The sequence below is a fragment of the Ramlibacter lithotrophicus genome, from assembly GCF_012184415.1.
In the GTDB taxonomy this organism is placed as follows: Bacteria; Pseudomonadota; Gammaproteobacteria; order Burkholderiales; family Burkholderiaceae_C; genus Ramlibacter; species Ramlibacter lithotrophicus.
The window spans coordinates 36,792-55,740 of the sequence record NZ_VTOX01000005.1 but is presented as its reverse complement, the minus strand read 5'-3'; the positions used below and the strand labels follow the sequence as shown (position 1 = coordinate 55,740).

Here is an 18,949-nt window from a genome sequence, read left to right as displayed (position 1 = left end):
CATGGCTTTCTTCAAGTTCCGCACCGCAGGGGAAGCCACGTCGGCGGCGCGCCAGCCGGAAAGCATCGAAGCGATGCGGCGGCGCGCGCGCCATCGCCTGATCGGCGCCACGGTGCTGGTGCTGGCCGGCGTGGTCGGCTTTCCGTTGCTGTTCGACACGCAGCCGCGCCCGATCCCGGTGGACATCCCGATCGAGATCCCGGATCGCAACAAGGCGGCGCCGCTGCCGGTCCCGGCACGGCCCGCGCCGTCGGCCCCCGTTGCCAGCGGCAAGGTCAGCCCGGCGGCCGGCGTCGCCGGCACGGCGGGCGTGGCGCCGGTGCCCGTTGCGCCAGCGCCCGCGCCGAAGGCGGAAGCGCCCGCCCCTGCCGCTCCGAAGCCGGAAGCGGTGGCGACGCCCAAGCCGGAGCCCAAGCCCGAGCCCAGGCCGGCCGCGGCGAAGGCCGAGCCGCCGGCCGATGCGACCCGCGCCAAGGCGTTGCTGGAAGGCAAGGCGGCCGCGGAAGCCGCGGCGGATGGCCGCTTCGTGGTGCAGGTAGGCGCCTTCGCCGACCCCGACAAGGCCCGCGAGGCGAGGGCGCGCCTGGAGCGCGCCGGCCTCAAGACCTACACCAACGTGGCCGAGACCAAGGCCGGCAAGCGCATCCGCGTGCGGGTCGGGCCGTTTCCGAGCCGGGCCGACGCGGACAAGGCGGCCAGCAAGATCAAGGGCCTGGACATGCCGGCCGCCATCCTCACGCTGTAAGGCGCGCCTTGGACCTCGCGCCGCTCGACTGGGTGTTCGTCGCCGTGCTCGCCGTCTCCTTCCTGGTGGGGGCGTGGCGGGGGCTGGTCTACGAGGTGCTGTCGGTGCTGAGCTGGATCGCGGCGTTCGTCGTGGCGCAGTGGCTGGCACCGGATGCGGCAGCCCTGCTGCCCGTCGAGCGCGCACCCGAGGCGGGCCGGTATGCGGTAGGCTTTGTGGCGGTGTTCATCGTGGTGGTGTTCGCCGGCGGGCTGCTGGCGTGGCTCACCAAGAAGCTGGTCGACTCGGTGGGCCTGCGGCCGATCGATCGCGGGCTGGGCGCGCTGTTCGGGCTGCTGCGCGGCGCCGTGCTGCTGCTGGTGGTGGCGATCGTGATCAACATGTCGCCGGCGCGCAGGGCCGGCTGGTGGACCGAGGCGACCGGCGCCCAGTGGTCGCTGGCGGTGCTGAAGGGCTTGAAACCCATGTTGCCCGAGCAGTTCGGGCGTTACCTTCCGGGCGAGCGGGACGGCTGAAGGCCGCCGCTGCCAACGAGAGCATCAAATGTGTGGAATCGTCGGCGTTGTCAGCAGCGCCCCCGTCAACCAGCTGATCTACGACGCCTTGCTGCTGCTGCAGCATCGCGGCCAGGATGCGGCCGGCATCGTCACGCAGCGTGGCCGCAAGTTCTTCATGCACAAGGACAAGGGCATGGTGCGGGACGTGTTCCGCACGCGCAACATGCGCGCGCTGCCAGGCAACGTCGGCCTGGGCCAGGTGCGCTATCCGACCGCCGGCAACGCCTACAGCGAGGAGGAGGCCCAGCCGTTCTACGTCAACGCGCCGTTCGGCATCGTGCTGGTGCACAACGGCAACCTGACCAACGCGCAGGCGCTGCGCGCGGAGCTGTTCTCGACCGACCACCGGCACATCAACACCGAGAGCGACTCCGAGGTGCTGCTGAACGTCTTCGCGCATGAACTCGAGAAGACCACGCGCGGGCTCCCGCTCAAGCCGGAGGAAGTGTTCGAGGCCGTGCGCAACGTGCACCGTCGCATCCGGGGCTCGTATGCCGTCATCGCGCTGATCGCCGGCCACGGCGTGCTGGCCTTCCGCGACCCCTTCGGCATCCGCCCGCTGTCGATCGGCCGCGGCAAGGACGGCACGGTGATGGTCGCGAGCGAATCGGTGACGCTGGAGGGCACGGGCCACGCGCTGGAGCGGCACGTCGCGCCCGGGGAAGCGGTGTTCATCGACCTGCAGGGCCAGGTCCACAGCCAGCAATGCGCCGACGCCCCCACCCTGCAGCCGTGCATCTTCGAGTACGTCTACCTCGCCCGTCCGGATTCGGTGCTGGACGGCATCTCGGTGTACCAGGCCCGCCTGAACCTGGGCGAGGCGCTGGCCAAGCGCGTCATCTCCACCGTGCCGCCCAACGAGATCGACGTCGTGATCCCGATTCCCGAGTCGAGCCGGCCCAGCGCCATGCAGCTGGCGCAGCTGACCGGCATCCCGTACCGCGAGGGGTTCGTGAAGAACCGCTACGTCGGTCGCACCTTCATCATGCCGGGGCAGGGCGTGCGCAAGCGCTCGGTGCGGCAGAAGCTCAACGCGATCGCCAGCGAGTTCAAGGGCCGCAACGTGCTGCTGGTCGACGACTCGATCGTGCGCGGCACCACCAGCCAGGAGATCGTGCAGATGGCGCGCGACGCCGGCGCGCGCAAGGTGTACCTGGCCAGCGCCGCGCCGCCGGTGCGCTACCCCAACGTGTACGGCATCGACATGCCGACCGGCCGCGAGCTGGTGGCGCATGGCCGCACGATCGAGGAGGTGCGCGAGATCATCGGCTGCGACGCGCTGATCTACCAGGACGTCGAGGGCATGAAGAAGGCGATCGGCTCGCTCAACCCGAAGCTCGACGGCTTCGAGGCTTCCTGCTTCGACGGCGTCTACATCACCGGCGACATCAACCCCGACGACATCGCGAAGATCAACGAGGCGCGCGTCGGCCAGGAAGATCCGCTCGAGGAAAACAGTTCGCGCCTGGCGCTGCCCAACGCGCAGGACGCCTGACCCGCCTGCCATGACCGAGAGAAAGCTTCCCCCCGGCCTGCACCGCGAGACCCTGGCGGTGCGTGCCGGCATCGAACCGAGCCAGTACGGCGAGAACTCCGAGGCGCTGTACCTCAGCTCCAGCTTCGTGCAGCCGGACGCCGAGACCGCCGCGCGCCGCTTCGCCGGCACCGAGGAAGGCTACACCTACTCGCGTACCTCCAATCCGACGGTGACCGCCTTCGAGCACCGACTGGCGGCGCTGGAAGGCACCGAAGCCGCGATCGGCGCGTCGAGCGGCATGGGCGCGATCCTCATGTTGTGCATGGGGCTGCTGAAGGCGGGCGACCACGTCGTGTGCTCGCGCTCCGTGTTCGGCTCGACGCTCAACCTGATCGGCCGCGAGTTCGGCAAGTTCGGCGTGCAGACCACGTTCGTGTCGCAGACCGACGTCGGTGAGTGGCGCGCGGCGCTGCGGCCGGACACGAAACTGCTGTTCGCCGAGACGCCGACCAATCCGCTGACGGACGTGTGCGACATCGCCGCGCTGGCGGAACTCGCGCATTCGGTCGGCGCGCTGCTGGTGGTGGACAACTGCTTCTGCACGCCGGCCCTGCAGCGGCCGGCCGAACTCGGCGCCGACCTGATCATCCACTCCGGCACCAAGTACCTCGACGGCCAGGGGCGAGTGCTGGCCGGCGCCATCTGCGGCCCGGCGAAGTACATCCGCGACGTGTTCGATCCAGTGGTGCGCACCGCCGGCATGGCGCTGTCGCCGTTCAACGCGTGGGTGGTGCTGAAGGGCATGGAGACGCTGGGCATCCGCATGCAGGCGCAATGCGCCAGTGCGCTCGAACTCGCGCGCTGGCTCGAGGCGCAGCCGAAGGTGGCGCGCGTCTACTATCCGGGCCTGCCATCGCATCCGCAACATGAACTGGCCATGCGCCAGCAGTCGGGGCAGGGCGGGGCCGTCGTCTCCTTCGACGTGCAAGGCGATGGACCCGAGGCGCTGCGCCGCAATGCGTTCCACGTCATCGACCACACGCGCATCGTCAGCATCACCGCCAACCTGGGCGACACCAAGACCACCATCACGCATCCGGCAACGACCTCGCACGGCCGCCTGAAGGAAGAACAGCGGCAGGCCGCCGGCATCGGGCAGGGCCTGATCCGCGTCGCGGTGGGCCTGGAACACCTCGACGACCTGAAGGCCGACCTCGCGCGCGGCCTGGACACTCTATGAGCACCACTCCCACCGGGGCGCGCGTGCGCACCCGCTTCGCACCGTCGCCGACCGGCTTCATCCACCTGGGCAACATCCGCTCCGCGCTCTATCCGTGGGCTTTCGCGCGCGCGACCGGCGGCGACTTCATCCTGCGCATCGAGGACACGGACCTCGAGCGGTCGACGCAAGCCGCCGTCGACGTCATCCTGGAAGGCATGTCGTGGCTCGGGCTCGATCCCGACGAGGGCCCGTACTACCAGATGCAGCGGATGGACCGCTACCGCGAGGTGATCGCGCAGATGCAGGCCAAGGGGCTGGTCTACCCCTGCTACATGAGCGTGGCGGAGCTGGATGCGCTGCGCGAGCGGCAGATGGCCAACAAGGAGAAGCCGCGTTACGACGGCACCTGGCGTCCGGAGGCAGGCAAGACGCTGCCGCCGGTGCCCGAAGGCGTGCAGCCGGTCTGGCGCTTCCGCAATCCGCAGGGCGGCGTGGTGGCATGGGACGACAAGGTCAAGGGCCGCATCGAGATCAGCAACGACGAACTCGACGACCTGGTCATCGCCCGGCCCGACGGCACGCCCACGTACAACTTCTGCGTGGTGGTCGACGACATCGACATGAAGATCACGCACGTGATCCGCGGCGACGACCACGTGAACAACACGCCGCGCCAGATCAACATCTTCCGCGCGCTCGGGCAGGAGCCGCCGGTGTACGCACACCTGCCCACGGTCCTGAACGAGCAGGGCGAGAAGATGAGCAAGCGCAACGGCGCCAAGCCGGTGACGCAGTACCGCGAAGAAGGCTTCCTGGCCGACGGCGTCGTCAACTACCTGGCGCGCCTGGGCTGGTCGCACGGCGACGACGAGATCTTCAGCCGCGAGCAGTTCATTTCATGGTTCGACCTCGACCACCTGGGCCGCAGCGCCGCGCAGTTCGACGAGGCCAAGCTGCGCTGGGTGAATGCGCAGCACATCAGGATGACGGCCGACGACCAGCTGGCGGTGCTGGTGGCGCAGCAGCTGAAGAAGCGCGGCGTCGAGAGCATCTTCGAGGACCATGTCGCGCGGATCTGCGCCGTGTTCAAGGACCGCTGCGACACGACCGTCGCGCTCGCCGACTGGGCCGAGAAGTTCTACCGCCCGGTGCAGCCAGCCGTGGAAGAAGTGGGGAAGCACGTCACGGAGCAGGTGCGGCCGGCGATCGGGATGCTCGCGAAGATGCTCGAGACCTGTCCGTGGAACCGGCAGGCCATCGGCGAAGCGATCAAGGAAGTGCTGCGCGCCACCGGCCTGAAGATGCCGCAACTGGCGATGCCGGTGCGGGTGCTGGTGATGGGCACGCCGCAGACGCCGTCGGTCGATGCCGTGCTGGAACTGTGCGGGCGCGACGCGGTGCTGCGGCGCCTGCAGGCGGCGTGACGGCGGATGGATGAAAAAAATGAGCGTCGAATCGTCCGATGCTCAACCGGCCCGGAAAATCACGCTATAATTTGAGGCTCGACACCCGACGGGGGTATAGCTCAGCTGGGAGAGCGCTTGCATGGCATGCAAGAGGTCAGCGGTTCGATCCCGCTTACCTCCACCAAGGTTGTCGATCGGTTCGTCCAAGGTTTTGACCCTATCGTCTAGAGGCCTAGGACATCACCCTTTCACGGTGAGTACCGGGGTTCGAATCCCCGTAGGGTCGCCAGATTCCACGCAGGTGGATGAAGCACAAGCCGCAGCACTTGGCCCGCAAGGGCGGACGCTGCACCACGCGGAGTGGTAGTTCAGTTGGTTAGAATACCGGCCTGTCACGCCGGGGGTCGCGGGTTCGAGTCCCGTCCACTCCGCCAAGTCTTCAAGGGGTCAGCTCGCACGAGCTGACCCTTTTTTCGTTGGCTGTTTGACTCTTGCGCCAGCCGCCTTGCTCCACTCATGGTCGAATGGCCGGGCCTTCGGCGAGGGTGGCAGCCATCAGGTGGGCGAACTGCAGGTAACCGTACAGCAGCGAGAACACGAGGAAGATCGCCACGTTCAGCCATGCCGCCGGCGTCACGCTCGGGTCGGTCAACTGCCTCTGCAGGGCGACCACGAACCCGATGGCCATGGCAATGAATGTCCCCAGGATCACGTGCCTCGCGTCGTGCGCACTCTCCCTGGCCGCGTTCCAGTTGATGACTGCAATGGCGATCAGGTAGGCGCCGAGCAGCATCGAGTTGTACACGCCGGGCGAGTTCAGGCCCTGGGCCTTGTACAACGCGAGCAAGGCGTTGGGCGCAAACAGAAGCGAAAGGCCGAAGATCAACGAGACGACGGCGGCGGATCGCATGATGAGGGCGTGAGGCATGACGGTTCCTTGGCGACGGAAGGGAACACAAAGAGACCACCCCAGGCTGCGCATCGCAATACACCAATCGGTGTATTGCCTCATCGATATCTATCTCAGCTCGCCATCTCCCTGGCCTGCGCCAGCAGCGCCCCTGCCTCGGCGCCCACCGCTTCGTCCAGCATGGGGTACATCATCTGTTCCTCCTTCTGGTTGTGCGGCACGAGGATGTCGAACAGGGCCTTCGTCGAGAGCTGGAAGCCGGTGGCGTCGCGCGCCGCCAGGGCGGCCTCCATCTGCTGGAGGATAGGCGCCATCTGCTCGTGCTCCACCCGCGTCTGCACGCTCGGGCCGGCGGTCGTCATCCCGGTGCGCAGCTCGAATGCAGGGAACAGCAGCCGCTCCTCCACCTGGATGTGCCGCCGCAGGCGCTGCAGGAACTCGGCGCCATCGCGCGCGAACGCGGTCCAGTCGCGCGCGGCCGCGGCTGCGGCGGCGCGCTCCGCGATGCCGTCGATGAGGACATGGTCCTGCTGCATATAGCTGCTGATCGTTTCCATGGTGCTTTCCTTCGGTGCGCGCCCGCTCATGGGTGCTGCAGATGGTCGATCTTGCCGGTCACGTCGGCCCAGTGGGCCGCGTCGGGCAGGGGCTCGCGCTTCCTGACGATCACGGGCCAGTCGCGCGCCAGCTCCGCGTTCAATGCCAGGAACTGGCGCTGGCTGGCCGGCACGTCGCTGTCGACGTAGATCGCGGCCACGGGGCACTCGGCGACGCAGGCGATGCAGTCGATGCAGACGTCGGGGTCGATGACCAGGAAGTTCGGTCCTTCGTGGAACGCGTCCACGGGGCACACCTCCACGCAGTCGGTGTGCTTGCAGTTGATGCACGATTCGGTGACGACATGGGTCATGGCTGCCTCCGCATTCGGGTGACCGGCGCCACCCTCAGGCGGGGGCCTGCTCGGATGCGGCGGCCGGCGCCGGCTTCGTCACCTTGATGACGACCGGGCACTCGCCGGTGTCGCCGCACGGCTCGAAGCGCCTGCGCGTCGCCGCCATGGCCGACCAGCGGCGCACGGTGGCGGTGGTCTGCGCCTGGCCGAGCTGGGCCGCGGTCGGCGGGATCGGCTTGCCTTCGGCCAGCAGCTTCTCGACCCGCCGCAGGCCCAGGTAGGCCGCGCCGTAGGCGCCGTTGAGCTGCCCCAGCCCGTTGGGCGCGACGTGGAAGGTTTCGCCCAGCGCCTGTTCGAGCGCCTTGACCATGGCCTCGTTGCGCGTCATGCCGCCGGTCAGCATGAAGCCGGGCTCCAGCCCGACGCGGCGCATCAGCTGGATCGCGCGGCCGCCCAGCGACACCATCGCCCCCATCATGATGTCCTCGGCCGGAATGCCGTTGGACAGGTGGTTGATCACCTCCGACTCGGCGAACACGGCGCAGACGCTGCTGATCGACTTTGGGGCCGTCGAGCGCAGCGCGTAGGGACCGATGTCCTCCGTCGTCAGGCCCAGGTAGCGCGCGGTCTTCTCCAGGAAGGCACCGGTGCCGGCGGCGCACTTGTCGTTGAGGCGGAACGCCTTCACCCGGCCTTGTGCGTCGACCTTGATCGCCTTGATGTCCTGGCCGCCGATGTCGAGGATGGTGCGGGTGTCCGGGAACAGGTGCACCGCCGCCTGGGCATGCGCCGTCAGCTCGGTGATCTGCGCGTGGCGGTACGGCACGGTGTAGCGGCCGTAGCCGGTGGCGCCGACGTAGAGGATGTCCGGGCGCTGCAGCCCGCAGTTGGCCAGCAGGTCCTCGAACACGGCCTCCGAGGCCTGCGCCAGCTTGAAGCCGGTGCGCCGCACCGCGGTGCCGACGACCTTGCGGTCGCCGTCGAGGCAGATCGCCTTGGTGTAGGTCGATCCGATGTCCAATCCGACGACGTGGGTCATGCTGCCTCCTGGGCGAGGGCTTCGGCCGGTTGCGCGGCGGGCGCGAACGCGTGTTCGCGGGCGAACAGGGCGGCGCCGAGGGCGCCGCAGAAATGCGCGTCGGGACTGACGTTGATCTTCATGCCAACGGCGTCCTCCAGCAGCTTGACGATCGCCACGTTGCGGCTCACGCCGCCGGTGAAGGTGACTTCCGAGTGCACGCCGACCCGCCGGGCCAGCGACACGCAACGGCTGGTGATCGCCTGGTGCACGCCCATCAGCACGTCCTCGGGCAGGATGCCCTTGGCCAGGTGGCTGATGATCTCGGACTCGGCGAACACGGTGCAGGTGGTCGTGATGCGCACCGGGTTGCGCGACTTCAGCGCCAGCGGCCCCAGCTCGCCCAGCGACATCTCCAGTGCGTACGACGCCGCGCCGAGGAAGCGCCCGGTGCCGGCGGCGCACTTGTCGTTCATCGTGAAGTCGGCGACCTGGCCGTCGGGCTTGACGGCGATCGCCTTCGTGTCCTGGCCGCCGATGTCGATCACCGTGCGGGTGCCGGGGAACAGGGCCACGGCGCCGCGCGCGTGGCAGGTGATCTCGGTCACCTGCTCGTCGCCGAACGACACGTTGTAGCGCCCGTAGCCGGTGCTGGCGACGCGCGCCACCTGTTCTTCCTGCAGGCCCGCGTCCGCCAGGGCCGCCCGGAAGGCGTCCTGCGCGATCGTGACCATGCTGGTCTCCATGTCGAGCAGGGCCCGCCCGACCACCTTGCCGTCCTCGTCCAGGATCACCGCCTTGGTCTGGGTGGATCCGACGTCGACGCCGCCGACGTACCTCATTTCACACCTCCTTTGGTGGCTGCCTGCACCCGCTCGCTGGGCGGCGGCCCGCCGCGCTGGTGCAGCGACTCGAAGAACGCATCGACCCGGTTCTTGATCTGGGCGTCGGACCAGTAGCGCGGGTCGATCAGGTCCGACTCGACGTACAGGCTCGGGATGTTCATGCGCTGGCTCAGGTAGTTCCGCGTGTCGGCCATGCCCGAGGACACGAAGCGGCAGCTCTTGATGCCGTGGAAGACGACGCCGTCGACCTCGTAGTCCTTGATCTGCTGGGCCAGCCGCTCGTGGGCGAAGAACTGGTTCGACAGGCCCCGCTGCGCCGCCAGGGCCGAGATCTCGGCCAGGCTCTCCAGCGGACGGGACGTGTCGTAGACCATCTCGCCCGCGTCCATGCCGCCGGCCGCGAACGTGAGATAGTCGGAATAGGCGAACACGCCGCCCCAGGACTCGAACAGCTCGACCAGCCGGCGCATCGACACGTAGCAGGGGGTGCCGGAGAACAGCAGCCGGAAGCGCTCCTCGGGCACCCGGCCTTCGCCTCGGGCCACCTTCGCGCGCAACTGCTCCTCCAGGCGGCGCATGTACTCGACACCTTCCTCGGTGCCGCGGTAGACGTTCATGATGCCGATGTAGGTCAGCCCGTCGAGCATCGCGTTGTACGGCGCCGGGCACATCCGGTTGAGCGCCATCACGTTGTTCCAGTGGTAGACCATCCGGTTGACGCGATCCTGTACCTCGGCGAGGCGGTCGAAGCTGAAGCGCTGGCCTGTGATGTTCTCGCAGCGGGTGATGAGTTCGCGGAACTGGGCTTCCACCCAATGGGCGTCCGCCATGTGCTGGGCGTCGCCGCGCCGCACCTGCCAGCCCGCGCCGCGCTGGCCGGGCAGGTCCAGCGTGAAAGTGGGGGTCTTGAGCATGCGCTCCCAGATCTCGCCCCACTTGATGAACGTGCTGCACATGTTCGAGGTGATCGCGATATCCGCGTGCGGGATGGTGCCCGCCGGGTGCTTCTGCTGGCGCAGGATCAGGCCGACGTCGGCCTTGACGTAGGAACACACGTCCGGCGAGTAACCGTAGTCCTCGGACTCGCGCAGGTACTCCTCGGACACCTTCTTGACGCCCGTCTGCAGCGAGTTGATCTCCGGAAAGACCAGCTGGAAGTCGAAGGTGCGCAGGATCTCGATGGCGTTGCCCATCACGAAGACGTTGGCGACCTTCTGCCCGCGCGCCTTGGCCTGCTCCAGGTTGGCGTACCAGGCCTTCATCAGGCGCTGGCCGTCCGCGATCGGATCGAATTCCCCGGCGAGGGCTGGCGCGTCGGGCCGTTCGAGCGTGGCTGTGGTCATGGTGTGTCCTTCCGGGTCAGGCGGTGGCGAAGAGCAGGGATTCGGCGAAGGTCTCGAGCTGCATCGCCATCTGCTCGAACGAGGTCATCTTTTCCTCGAACTCGAGGACCAGGTACTGCACGCCGACCTCGTCCAGGTGCTTGGACCAGGCCACCTGCTCGTCCAGGCCCGGCTCGCAGAACTTGGCGGCCGTCACGATCGCCGCCTCGGCGCGGCTGCCGGCGATCATGTCCATCAGGTAGCCTTCCTTGGTCTTGCGCTCGTCGTGCTGCACCGGGCTGGCCGCCGACCGCTGGATGAAGCTTTCGGCCAGGGCCCAGATCGGGTCGCCGTTGCCCGGCACGTCGCCGGTGATCCAGCGCAGGCCGATCAGCAGGTCGTCGTCGACCACGTAGCAGTTGTCGTCGATCGCCTCCAGCATCTCCAGCGGCGGCTGCTCGCAGAATCCGCCGACGAACACCACCCGCGGCTTGTCCTGGGCCTGGCGGTTGCGCGCGCGGATGCCGGCGATCGCCTGCTCCAGCAGGTCGTTGTGGGCTTCGCACGGAATGCGGGTGCGCGCCCGCACCAGCAGGTACGACTCGGTGCAGCTCAGCTTCCACGGCTCGTCGCGGCGGATGGCGTACAGCTCGCGCAACAGGGCGCGGTTGCGGTTGTAGGCGCGGATGCTGGCGCGCAGCTTGTCGTCGCTGGCTTCCTGGCCGGACTTGCGCTCCAGCTCGCCGCGCAGCCGCTGGTACTCGGCGGCGACGTAGCGCATGGCGCCGGGGGTGTTGGGGTTCTGCGGCAGGTACAGGATCTGCGCCAGCTGGTCGGGAAAGTTGCGGCTCCAGATGCCGGCCAGGTGCTTGGCCGCGTCGCAGATCGGGTGGGTGATGAAGCCCTTGAGCCCCTGCAGGGAGCCGTTCAGCCCCATCTCGGAGGTCGAGCGGCAGATCGAGCAGATGAACGATCCCATGTGGGCGTCCGCATGCTTGAGCTCGAGCTTGTTGCCGCCGCCCAGGACACCCACCGGCAGCAGGCCGGCCGCGTGTGCGATTTCCTCGGGGAAGTAGACGGGAAAGTGCCCGAGCGTGCCGCTGAAGCCGTCGGGCAGGGCGTCGTCGCGGGGGACCGGCGACTGCCTGAGGCTGTTGCAGTACTCGAGGATCTCGTCCAGTTCGGCCTCGGGGCCTGGTCCTTGGGTCTCCATGTCGTCTCCTGTGAACGGCTATAGGCGTATTGCGGTACCGGAATACCAATATTGCCTCGCCGCCATGCGGTGTGGTTTTGATCTGGATCAAACATTCTTCGTCGATGCATCAATGGCCGCGACGCCGTCCAGCCTGCGCGCGGGCGCGAGCCGCCGCCCGCTGCCCGGCCAGTCCCGCCCGGGTTCGGCTTCCCGTCCGACACGGCCGCGACCGGCGCACCCGTCAGAATGCGCCACAGCCTTCGGGAGCCATACCGTGTCCCTGCAGCCCAGTCCTGCCGGCCCGCGCGGCGTCGTCGTGACCCATGCGCCCGACGAGCACGACCATGCGAGCGAGCACGAGCGCATCACGCACCTGGCGTTCGCCCGGCAACTGGCCGCGCTGCGGGGATACGAAGCGAGCGGCGCCTACCAGCCAGGCCGTCATGGCGCGTCGCACCTGTACTTCCTGCCGTCCACCACGTTGACCACCGACCAGGCGGTGGCGCTCGGCATCCACTGTGTCGACGATCTCTTCGGCGGCGTCGTGCCATACCCCTTCGTGGCCACCAAGGCGATCAGCCATCCACTGGTCGGGCCCGATGCAGCGGCGATTCCCGGCTGGAACCCCGCGTTCGCGTCATGCGCCGGAGACACCGTGCTGGCCGGCTACAGCGTCTTCAGTCTCCAGGATGCCGGCCGGGCCGGCATGAAACTGCTCGCGCAAGGGCCGGTGCGGGTCAAGCCGGTGCGCGCCACCGGCGGGCGCGGCCAGTCGGTCGCGCGCGACGCGGCCGAACTGGAACGGTCGCTGGCAGCAGCGGACGCATCCGAACTCGCCCGGCACGGACTGGTCCTGGAACAGGACCTGGACCAGGTCCGCACGTTCAGCGTCGGGCAGGTCCAGGTTGCCGGCCTCATGGCCAGCTATTACGGCTGGCAGCGGCTGACGCGCGACAACCGCGGCGAGGAGGTGTTCGGCGGCTCGGAGCTCGTTGTAGCTCGCGGCGGTCTCGAATCGCTGCTCGAGCCCGATCCGGGGCCCGAGATCCGCCACGCGATCGAGCAGGCGCGGCGCTACGACGCCTGCGTCGCCTCGTGTTATCCCGGCTTCTTCGCCTCACGCAGGAATTACGACGTCGCGCTGGGGCGCGACGCGGCCGGGCAATGGCGCTCGGGCGTGCTGGAACAGTCCTGGCGCGCCGGCGGCGCTACCGGCGCCGAGCTGGCCGCGCTGGAGGTCTTCCGCCGCGAGCCGGCGCGCACCCGTGTGCGCACCAGGTGCGTGGAGATCTTCGGCGCCAGCCCCGAGCCGCCGCCGGGCGCGACGGTCCATTTCCGGGCGATCGATCCGCAGGTCGGCCTGCTCACCAAGTACACGGTGGTCGAACCGCATGTCGACGCGCACTAACCCGATCGACATTCCGGTGGACGGCCAGCACATCGCCGGCACGCTGGTCGGCCCCGACACCATGGTGCCCGGCGTGCTGCTGGTGCACGGCTGGGACGGCAGCCAGGACCAGTACATCGCGCGGGCCCACGAGATCGCCGCGCTCGGCTGCATCTGCCTCACGTTCGACCTGCGCGGCCACGTGCGGCACCAGGACCAGCGCGAAACGGTCAGCCGCGAACAAAACCTGCGCGACGTCGTCTGCGCCTACGACGTGCTGGTCGGCCATCCGGCGGTGGACCCGGCTGCGGTCGCGATCGTCGGCAGCAGCTACGGCGGCTACCTGGCGGCGATCGCCAGTGCGCTTCGTCCGGTGCGATGGCTGGCGCTGCGGGTGCCGGCGTTGTACCAGGACGGCGACTGGGACGTTCCCAAGGGCAAGCTGAACCGCCAGGAACTCGCCGCGTACCGGCATGGCGCGGTGCGTCCCGAGGACAACCGCGCGCTGCGCGCCTGCGCGGCGTTCGGCGGCGACGTGCTGATCGTCGAATCGGAGCACGATTCGCTGGTGCCGCACCAGGTGATCCAGAACTACATTGGGGCTTGCGCCCAGGCCCAGTCGCTGACCTACCGCATGATCACCGGCGCGGACCACGCCCTGTCGGAGAAGGAGTGGCAGCAGACGTACACCTCGCTGTTGGTCAACTGGATGACCGAGATGGTGCTCGGCGCTCGCGCCGGCAAGACCGGGCCGGCGGCCGAGACGCCGCTGGCCGGTTCGGCGCAGCGCACGCCCGGCGCCACGGGCTGATCAGGGCTGTCGCTGCCCGCCGGCGAAGCGCAGGCTGTGCTCGATCGAGAGACCCAGGACCCGCAACGGCGTGTGCTCTCCGAGCCTGGCCGACGCCGCCATCTGCGCCGCGGACGAGCGTGCTTCCGCGCGGCGTCCGCGGGCCTGCGCCCATTCGACCCTGGCCCACCAGGTGACGGCGTACAGCCAGCTCGTGGGCGGCAGGCGCGTCGCGAGGTCCCGGCAGACCTGGTAGCACACGTCCGCCTCCTCGAGGTTACCCAGGCGGCAGGCCAGGAAGCACTCCTCGAACGCGAGCAACAGCAGCCCGATGTCGCGGCTTCCCAGTGGCAAGGTGCCTACCCGGCCCCGATGTTCCATGGCGCGGGCCCGCGCGACGATGAATTCCATCTGCGAGAGATCTGCGTCCGCCTCGCCGTGCACGATCCGCAGGGCCTCGCAGAGGCCGGCGTTCACGAGGGGGTGGAAGCCGGCGCCGCCGCCCGGCGCCTCGCCCGCGTACCAGGCCGACGCCTCCAGCACGCCGCTGGCGGTAGCGAAGTCCTGGGCCCAGAACGCTGCCACGCCGGAATAGTTGAGCCCGAACGCCTGGACCAGCGGCGCGCGGGCGCTCCGCGGCATCGAGATGCATTCGACGGCCGCCCGCGCCGCGAGCTCGTGCAGGCCCAGTGTGCTCAGGACGTAACTGAGCACCCCGGCCGATTCGGCGAGGCCCCGGTCGTCGGAATGCCGCGCGAAGCGCTCGCGCGCCTGCGAGCAACAGCGATACGCGAGGCGAAACCTCGATTCCAGCACGTAGGCGTGCGCCAGCACCAGCAGGGCCTGCCCTTGCAGATGGGTGTCGGCGCCGGGACGGCCGCGCCTGGCGATCGCATGGGCCGCGCGGCGCACCGGCGCCGTCTTCCCGAGGCGCAAGGACTGGAAGGCGGTCGCCAGGGATGGATTGGTGAGTACGTCGACGGCAGCCAGTGCAGCCCCCCGGAGCAGATGGCGCCGATTTTATGGACGCGATCGGCCACGGGTGTGGCGTTCCGGGACGCTTTTGAGGAAGGACAAGAACGAGCGCGCTGGTCTCAATCTGCGACAGTGGCGCGCCCGCTGCGACGGCGCGGCTGCTACTCGCGCCGCGCGGCGCGGCGCCGCGGCTGCCAGCCCGCGACGGTGGGCACGATGCGGTCCCAGGGCAGATCCGCGAGGCCGCCGCGGCGCTCGTGCGCAGCGGCGACCAGCCGGTGAACATCCGCGTGGCCACCCATGACCTCGGTCAGCGCCGCCAGGCCGCCGCACTGCAGCCGCAGCGCGTGCACGTGCATCAGGGGACGCCCAGGCGCTGGCAGCCGCAGCGCGAACCGGGCGCGCTCGTGCAGCAGGGCCGCGACCGTGGCGCAGTCCACGCGGGCCATCGGTGAGCCGCACACGATCAGCTCCTGCTCGCCCAGGCTCGAACGCTGCGCGAGTTCGCAGGCCGCGGTCCGTGCCAGCAGCGCCTTGGCGAACACGCAGGCGGCGGCACTGCCGCAGCACTCGCCGGACGGTGCGTGCTCGTCCATCAGTCGTCGCCGTCCGGGGGCGCCTCGCGCACCTGCAGCAGCAGGTCCTCCGCGGCCAGCGGCGTGTCGGCGAAGACGATGCGGATTCGCCGCGCGCCCGGCGCCGGCTGCGCGGCCCGCAGCGACTTGGCCTGGCGCGAGGCCTCGGGGAAGGTGGGGCATTCGGCGAGCTGTTCCAGCTGGGCGAACGGCTGGACGGCGTAGAGGAAGTAAGGCATTTCAGATGTAGCTCCTGGTGAGTCGGCGCCGGCCGGGCACGGCTTTCTGGATCACCACGCCGTGCACGCAGGAGAGGTCGGCCAGCGGCAATTCGGGCGCCGTCGGGGCATTCAGGGCGCGCAGGAACCAGCCAGCCTCCGTGCGCGCGAGCTGGCGCAGCGTCCATTCGCCGCCGGGGCGCGCCAGCACGAAGCTGCCGTCCTTCAGTGCGCCGTCGGGCTCGACGATGATGATGTCGCCTTCGCGGAACTCGGGCTCCATGTCGCAGCCGAGCACGCGCAAGGCGAAGGATTCCCCGCCGCTGCAGCCGGCCTCCGCCTGGGGTTCGGAAGGCGGCGGACTGGCGCAGTGGCAACTCATGGCAGCACCTCCACGTGGATCTGGCCTTCGGACACGCCGGCCTCGGCCAGTTGCGCGGCGATCGTCATCACGAAGTCGACCGGGCCCGCGAGATGGAACTCGCAGTCGATCTGGAACACGTCGGCGCGCATCGCGCGGGCTACCTGCAGGGCGCCGGCGGCGGCCTCCGTGTCGGTGAACAGGCTGTACTCGAACAGGTCGATGGCGGCCGACCAGGCGCGGCACTGGTTGGCGAGGAAGTGCCCGCCGGCGCGGGTCGCCAGCCAGAACAAGGTGATCGACGGCGCCGCGTCCAGCGACAGCGCATGCTCGATCAGGCTCTTGACCGGCGCGAAACCATGGTCGCAGGCGACGAACACCAGCGGTTGCGAGCCCTCGGCCAGAGTGAAGCGGCCGTAAGGTCCCCACACGCTGATCGCGTCCCCCGCCCGCACCGCGCCCTCGAACAGGCGGGTGGCGACGGGGTCCTCCGCATCGCGCGGCAGGAAGAAGTGCAGGTTGCGGTCGTCGCAAGGGCAGCTGGCGACCGGGTGCCGGGCCGGCGCGCCGTCGACGCCGGCCAGGCCCAGCGCGACCGACTGCCCGGCCAGGAAGCGCAGCCGGTGCGTGCGCGGCGTCTGCAGGTGCAGGTGCAAGATGTCCGGCGCCAGCTCGCGCAGCGCCCGCACCGTCGCGGTGATGTGCTGCAGCGGGATGTCGGCCGGCCCGCCCGCCTCCAGCGTCTCGATCGTGAGCTCGCTGCTGGCGGCGGTGTGGGTGCAGGCCAGCACATGGCCCTGGCTGCGCTCGGCCTCGGACAGCGCGTAGTCGCTGTGGCCGGTGCGCGCCACCTCGCCGGCGATGACCCGGACCTTGCACATGCCGCAGCTGCCGTTGCCACAGCCGTAATTGATGTTCACCCCGGCGCGCAGTGCCGCCTGCAGCAGCGTGTCGTGGCCTTCGACCACAAACTGGCGGCCGCTGGGTCGCACCGTGACGTGCGCCGAGATCAGCTTGAGCATGTCGTCCATCACGTGCAGGGCGTCCACCGCCTCGGTGGCCAGCACCCGCGCCAGCCCGGCGGCGAGCTCGCGCTCCAGCGCTGCGAGCCGCGGGTCATCGCCACCCGCTTCGCGCTGGCGTTGCCGGATCCCGTCGCGCAAGACCACCACCAGCGCGTGGTAGCGCTGCAGGTGGCGCTGGGCGTCGGCCAGTTCCTGGCTCTGGCGGAACAGCCGCTGCGCCAGCACTTCCTGGCTCGGCAGCAGGCGCTCGCGCACGCGCCGGCCGAACGACTCGTCGCGAATCTGCGCCACCCGCTCGGCCAGGCCGGCCGACTCCAGTTGCAGTTGCGGATAGAGCGCCAGCAGCGAGCGCGTGGACACCAGCCCCTCGTTCTCCTCGAGCTCGCCCGCGCGCACCTGCCGCTGCAGCGTCGCGCGCGGAATGCCGGCCAGTTGGGCGGCGCGCCAGATGCTCACCCATTGCGCCACGAGGCCTCCGTGGGGGGCTGCACCCGGTCGAGGAAGCGCGCGCGCAGCAGCAGGCGCGGCGAACGCGGGTCGTCCGTGAAGGCGCTGCGCTCGTGCAGCACGTTGTGGCCGACCATGCCCATGCCGGGTTGCAGGCGCACCCGCCACACCGCGGGGGACTGCTTCATGACGTCGCGCAGCATCGCGACCGCCGCGGCCGTGACTTCGTCGTCCTTCCAGGCGATGGAGCGCGTGCGCGCCGTGTACCGCATGTGCAGGCAACCGTCATCGTCGATGGAGAACACCGGACCGCCCTGCGCGGGCCGGGCGACGCCATCCTCGCCGCGACGCTCCGGGATGGTCATGGCATCCGGCTCCATCAGCGCCTGCACCAGCCGAGGCGAGCGGTCACGCAGTGCGATGTACGCCAGCTCGTGATCCAGCAGGGCGTTCTCGCCGCCGCTGGCGGCCGGCCGCACGCAATGCAGCACCATGCCGCGGATGCGCCGCCGCTGCGGGTGGTAATAGCCGTCGGTGTGCCAGCCGATCGGATGGTTGGTGTACGGGATGAAGCCGTGGCCGTCGCTCGCGCCGGACACGGTGATCCTGGAGACGCCGTCCTCCTGCGCCAACCAGTTGGCGTCGAGGCGGTGCAGGCCCAGTTGCGCGCCGAGCCGGCGCGGCAGGTCCGGGTCGTCGTCCACCACGCGCGAGCGGTAGATGGCGACGCCGGCTCGGGCGATGCATGCCTGCAGGGCGCTGCGTTCGCCGGCCGAGAGGTCGTGCGGATCGCGCACGTCGACGAACAGGTCCTGCAACTGGCGCGGCTGCAGCGCCAGCTTCCAGTGGCGCCAGCGCCGGTAGCCGGCTTCGTTGCCGAGGTCGAACGGATTGGCGGCCCGGCAGCGCGAACGCGGTTCGATCACGAGCATCTCAGTCGCCGCTCACGGAAGCCGCGCGCCTGGCCCGCGCGGGCGGATCGAACAGGTCGGCGAGCGACCGGCGCAACATGGCCACCGCCTCGGGCGCCTGCACGTCGATGACCTGGTCGACGATCCAGCGCCGGTCGTGCGGCGGCAGGGCCGGCTCCAGCCGGGTGCCGAGGTAGCGCAGGAACGCGAAGTCGGGGTGGAAGCCGCCGGCGCCGGCGGTGGGGTCAGCGCCGAACTCGGCATAGTGAGCACACAACTCGTTCACCAGGTCGATGAAGCGCTCGCCGTTGGCTGGCTCGCCCGGCGGCGCGGGACCGATCAGGTCGTCCTCGCTGTCCTGCAGGATGCGCGCCAGGTGATGCACCAGGGCCGTGGTGAACCCGATGCGCTGCACCGGCTCCAGCCGCGCGTGGGCGATGCGGTCGGCGACGGCGACCAGGAACGCGAGCACCTCGCGCAGGAAGCGGAAATACGGCTCGCCGATCTCGACGCCGAAGCCGGCATGGCGCGTGCGGTCCAGCGTGTGCCGCGCCACCCGCCAGACGATGAACGCGGCGGCGCTGGCCTGCTGGTCGGCGCCGCGGCTGCCGGCATGGCGGAACCAGTGCGTCTTCAGTCGCGGCGTGGCGGGAGTGGGCAGCGCGCTCAAT

General features: G+C 69.6%; 21 protein-coding genes and 3 tRNA genes. 10 read left to right on the top strand and 14 right to left on the bottom strand.

Going from position 1 to position 18,949, the window contains the following annotated elements; translation table 11 throughout:
* The first annotated feature begins 1 nt into the window (after window position 1).
* The 8 genes from RAMLITH_RS14825 to RAMLITH_RS14790 all read left to right on the top strand — a co-directional run bounded on the left by RAMLITH_RS14825 (window position 2) and on the right by RAMLITH_RS14790 (window position 5,841).
* Window positions 2-745 carry an SPOR domain-containing protein gene (locus tag RAMLITH_RS14825; protein WP_168108213.1) on the top strand — a complete coding sequence of 248 codons (744 nt, stop codon included), beginning with the start codon at window positions 2-4 and terminating at the stop codon, window positions 743-745.
* A gap of 8 nt (window positions 746-753) precedes the next feature.
* Entirely contained in the window at window positions 754-1,260 is a 507-nt protein-coding gene (locus RAMLITH_RS14820) for a CvpA family protein (RefSeq protein WP_168108212.1), read from the top strand.
* 28 nt (window positions 1,261-1,288) lie between these two features.
* Window positions 1,289-2,797 (top strand): amidophosphoribosyltransferase, encoded by a 1,509-nt coding sequence (gene purF / locus RAMLITH_RS14815; protein ID WP_168108211.1) that lies wholly within the window; start codon window positions 1,289-1,291, stop codon window positions 2,795-2,797.
* A gap of 10 nt (window positions 2,798-2,807) precedes the next feature.
* Window positions 2,808-4,019, top strand: a complete 1,212-nt coding sequence (locus tag RAMLITH_RS14810) for an O-succinylhomoserine sulfhydrylase (RefSeq protein ID WP_168108210.1) — start codon at window positions 2,808-2,810, stop codon at window positions 4,017-4,019.
* Window positions 4,016-5,425 carry a glutamate--tRNA ligase gene (gene gltX / locus RAMLITH_RS14805; RefSeq protein ID WP_168108209.1) on the top strand — a complete coding sequence of 470 codons (1,410 nt, stop codon included), beginning with the start codon at window positions 4,016-4,018 and terminating at the stop codon, window positions 5,423-5,425. The genes RAMLITH_RS14810 and gltX overlap by 4 nt, the downstream gene beginning before the upstream one ends.
* Window positions 5,426-5,515: 90 nt before the next feature.
* Window positions 5,516-5,591: transfer RNA gene (locus RAMLITH_RS14800), tRNA-Ala, on the top strand.
* Window positions 5,592-5,620: 29 nt separating this feature from the next.
* A tRNA-Glu gene (locus tag RAMLITH_RS14795) sits at window positions 5,621-5,696 on the top strand.
* Between the two features lie 68 nt (window positions 5,697-5,764).
* A tRNA-Asp gene (locus RAMLITH_RS14790) sits at window positions 5,765-5,841 on the top strand.
* 80 nt (window positions 5,842-5,921) lie between these two features.
* Here RAMLITH_RS14790 and RAMLITH_RS14785 read toward each other — a convergent pair.
* From RAMLITH_RS14785 to RAMLITH_RS14755, 7 genes are all read right to left on the bottom strand, one after another.
* A complete protein-coding gene (locus RAMLITH_RS14785; RefSeq protein ID WP_168108208.1) occupies window positions 5,922-6,335 on the bottom strand; it encodes a hypothetical protein in 414 nt (137 codons plus the stop codon).
* A 95-nt stretch (window positions 6,336-6,430) separates the two neighbouring features.
* Window positions 6,431-6,874, bottom strand: coding sequence for a hemerythrin domain-containing protein (locus tag RAMLITH_RS14780; RefSeq protein ID WP_168108207.1), 444 nt, complete (start codon window positions 6,872-6,874; stop codon window positions 6,431-6,433).
* A 26-nt stretch (window positions 6,875-6,900) separates the two neighbouring features.
* Entirely contained in the window at window positions 6,901-7,227 is a 327-nt protein-coding gene (gene fdxA / locus RAMLITH_RS14775; protein ID WP_168108206.1) for a ferredoxin FdxA, read from the bottom strand.
* A gap of 34 nt (window positions 7,228-7,261) precedes the next feature.
* Window positions 7,262-8,248 carry an acyl-CoA dehydratase activase gene (locus RAMLITH_RS14770; RefSeq protein ID WP_168108205.1) on the bottom strand — a complete coding sequence of 329 codons (987 nt, stop codon included), beginning with the start codon at window positions 8,246-8,248 and terminating at the stop codon, window positions 7,262-7,264.
* Window positions 8,245-9,069, bottom strand: a complete 825-nt coding sequence (locus RAMLITH_RS14765; RefSeq protein ID WP_168108204.1) for an acyl-CoA dehydratase activase — start codon at window positions 9,067-9,069, stop codon at window positions 8,245-8,247. The genes RAMLITH_RS14770 and RAMLITH_RS14765 overlap by 4 nt, the downstream gene beginning before the upstream one ends.
* Entirely contained in the window at window positions 9,066-10,415 is a 1,350-nt protein-coding gene (locus RAMLITH_RS14760; protein WP_168108203.1) for a 2-hydroxyacyl-CoA dehydratase subunit D, read from the bottom strand. Before RAMLITH_RS14760 ends, RAMLITH_RS14765 begins: the two co-directional genes overlap by 4 nt.
* A 16-nt stretch (window positions 10,416-10,431) precedes the next feature.
* Window positions 10,432-11,607: a 2-hydroxyacyl-CoA dehydratase gene (locus RAMLITH_RS14755; RefSeq protein ID WP_168108202.1), complete on the bottom strand. Its 1,176-nt coding sequence runs from the start codon at window positions 11,605-11,607 to the stop codon at window positions 10,432-10,434.
* 256 nt (window positions 11,608-11,863) lie between these two features.
* On the opposite strand from RAMLITH_RS14755, the gene RAMLITH_RS14750 reads away from it, so the two are divergent.
* Together RAMLITH_RS14750 and RAMLITH_RS14745 are read left to right on the top strand one after the other, a co-directional pair.
* The gene (locus RAMLITH_RS14750) at window positions 11,864-12,997 is read left to right on the top strand and encodes a DUF3182 family protein (RefSeq protein ID WP_337786159.1); all 1,134 of its coding nucleotides are present in this window, start codon (window positions 11,864-11,866) and stop codon (window positions 12,995-12,997) included.
* A complete protein-coding gene (locus RAMLITH_RS14745) occupies window positions 12,981-13,787 on the top strand; it encodes an alpha/beta hydrolase family protein (protein WP_168108200.1) in 807 nt (268 codons plus the stop codon). Before RAMLITH_RS14750 ends, RAMLITH_RS14745 begins: the two co-directional genes overlap by 17 nt.
* Here the strand turns inward: RAMLITH_RS14745 and RAMLITH_RS14740 are convergent, their stop codons facing one another.
* The 7 genes from RAMLITH_RS14740 to RAMLITH_RS14710 form a co-directional block, all read right to left on the bottom strand.
* The gene (locus RAMLITH_RS14740; protein ID WP_168108199.1) at window positions 13,788-14,702 is read right to left on the bottom strand and encodes a hypothetical protein; all 915 of its coding nucleotides are present in this window, start codon (window positions 14,700-14,702) and stop codon (window positions 13,788-13,790) included.
* Window positions 14,703-14,902: 200 nt separating this feature from the next.
* On the bottom strand, window positions 14,903-15,337 hold the full coding sequence (locus RAMLITH_RS14735) for a hypothetical protein (RefSeq protein WP_168108198.1): 435 nt from the start codon (window positions 15,335-15,337) through the stop codon (window positions 14,903-14,905).
* On the bottom strand, window positions 15,337-15,555 hold the full coding sequence (locus RAMLITH_RS14730) for a hypothetical protein (protein WP_168108197.1): 219 nt from the start codon (window positions 15,553-15,555) through the stop codon (window positions 15,337-15,339). Before RAMLITH_RS14730 ends, RAMLITH_RS14735 begins: the two co-directional genes overlap by 1 nt.
* A 1-nt stretch (window position 15,556) precedes the next feature.
* Window positions 15,557-15,916, bottom strand: a complete 360-nt coding sequence (locus RAMLITH_RS14725) for a S24 family peptidase (RefSeq protein WP_168108196.1) — start codon at window positions 15,914-15,916, stop codon at window positions 15,557-15,559.
* On the bottom strand, window positions 15,913-17,388 hold the full coding sequence (locus RAMLITH_RS14720; protein WP_168108195.1) for a 2Fe-2S iron-sulfur cluster-binding protein: 1,476 nt from the start codon (window positions 17,386-17,388) through the stop codon (window positions 15,913-15,915). The genes RAMLITH_RS14725 and RAMLITH_RS14720 overlap by 4 nt, the downstream gene beginning before the upstream one ends.
* A complete protein-coding gene (locus tag RAMLITH_RS14715) occupies window positions 17,373-18,293 on the bottom strand; it encodes a TauD/TfdA family dioxygenase (RefSeq protein WP_337786158.1) in 921 nt (306 codons plus the stop codon). Before RAMLITH_RS14715 ends, RAMLITH_RS14720 begins: the two co-directional genes overlap by 16 nt.
* Window positions 18,294-18,300: 7 nt before the next feature.
* On the bottom strand, window positions 18,301-18,948 hold the full coding sequence (locus tag RAMLITH_RS14710) for a hypothetical protein (RefSeq protein ID WP_168108193.1): 648 nt from the start codon (window positions 18,946-18,948) through the stop codon (window positions 18,301-18,303).
* Window position 18,949 lies beyond the last annotated feature (1 nt).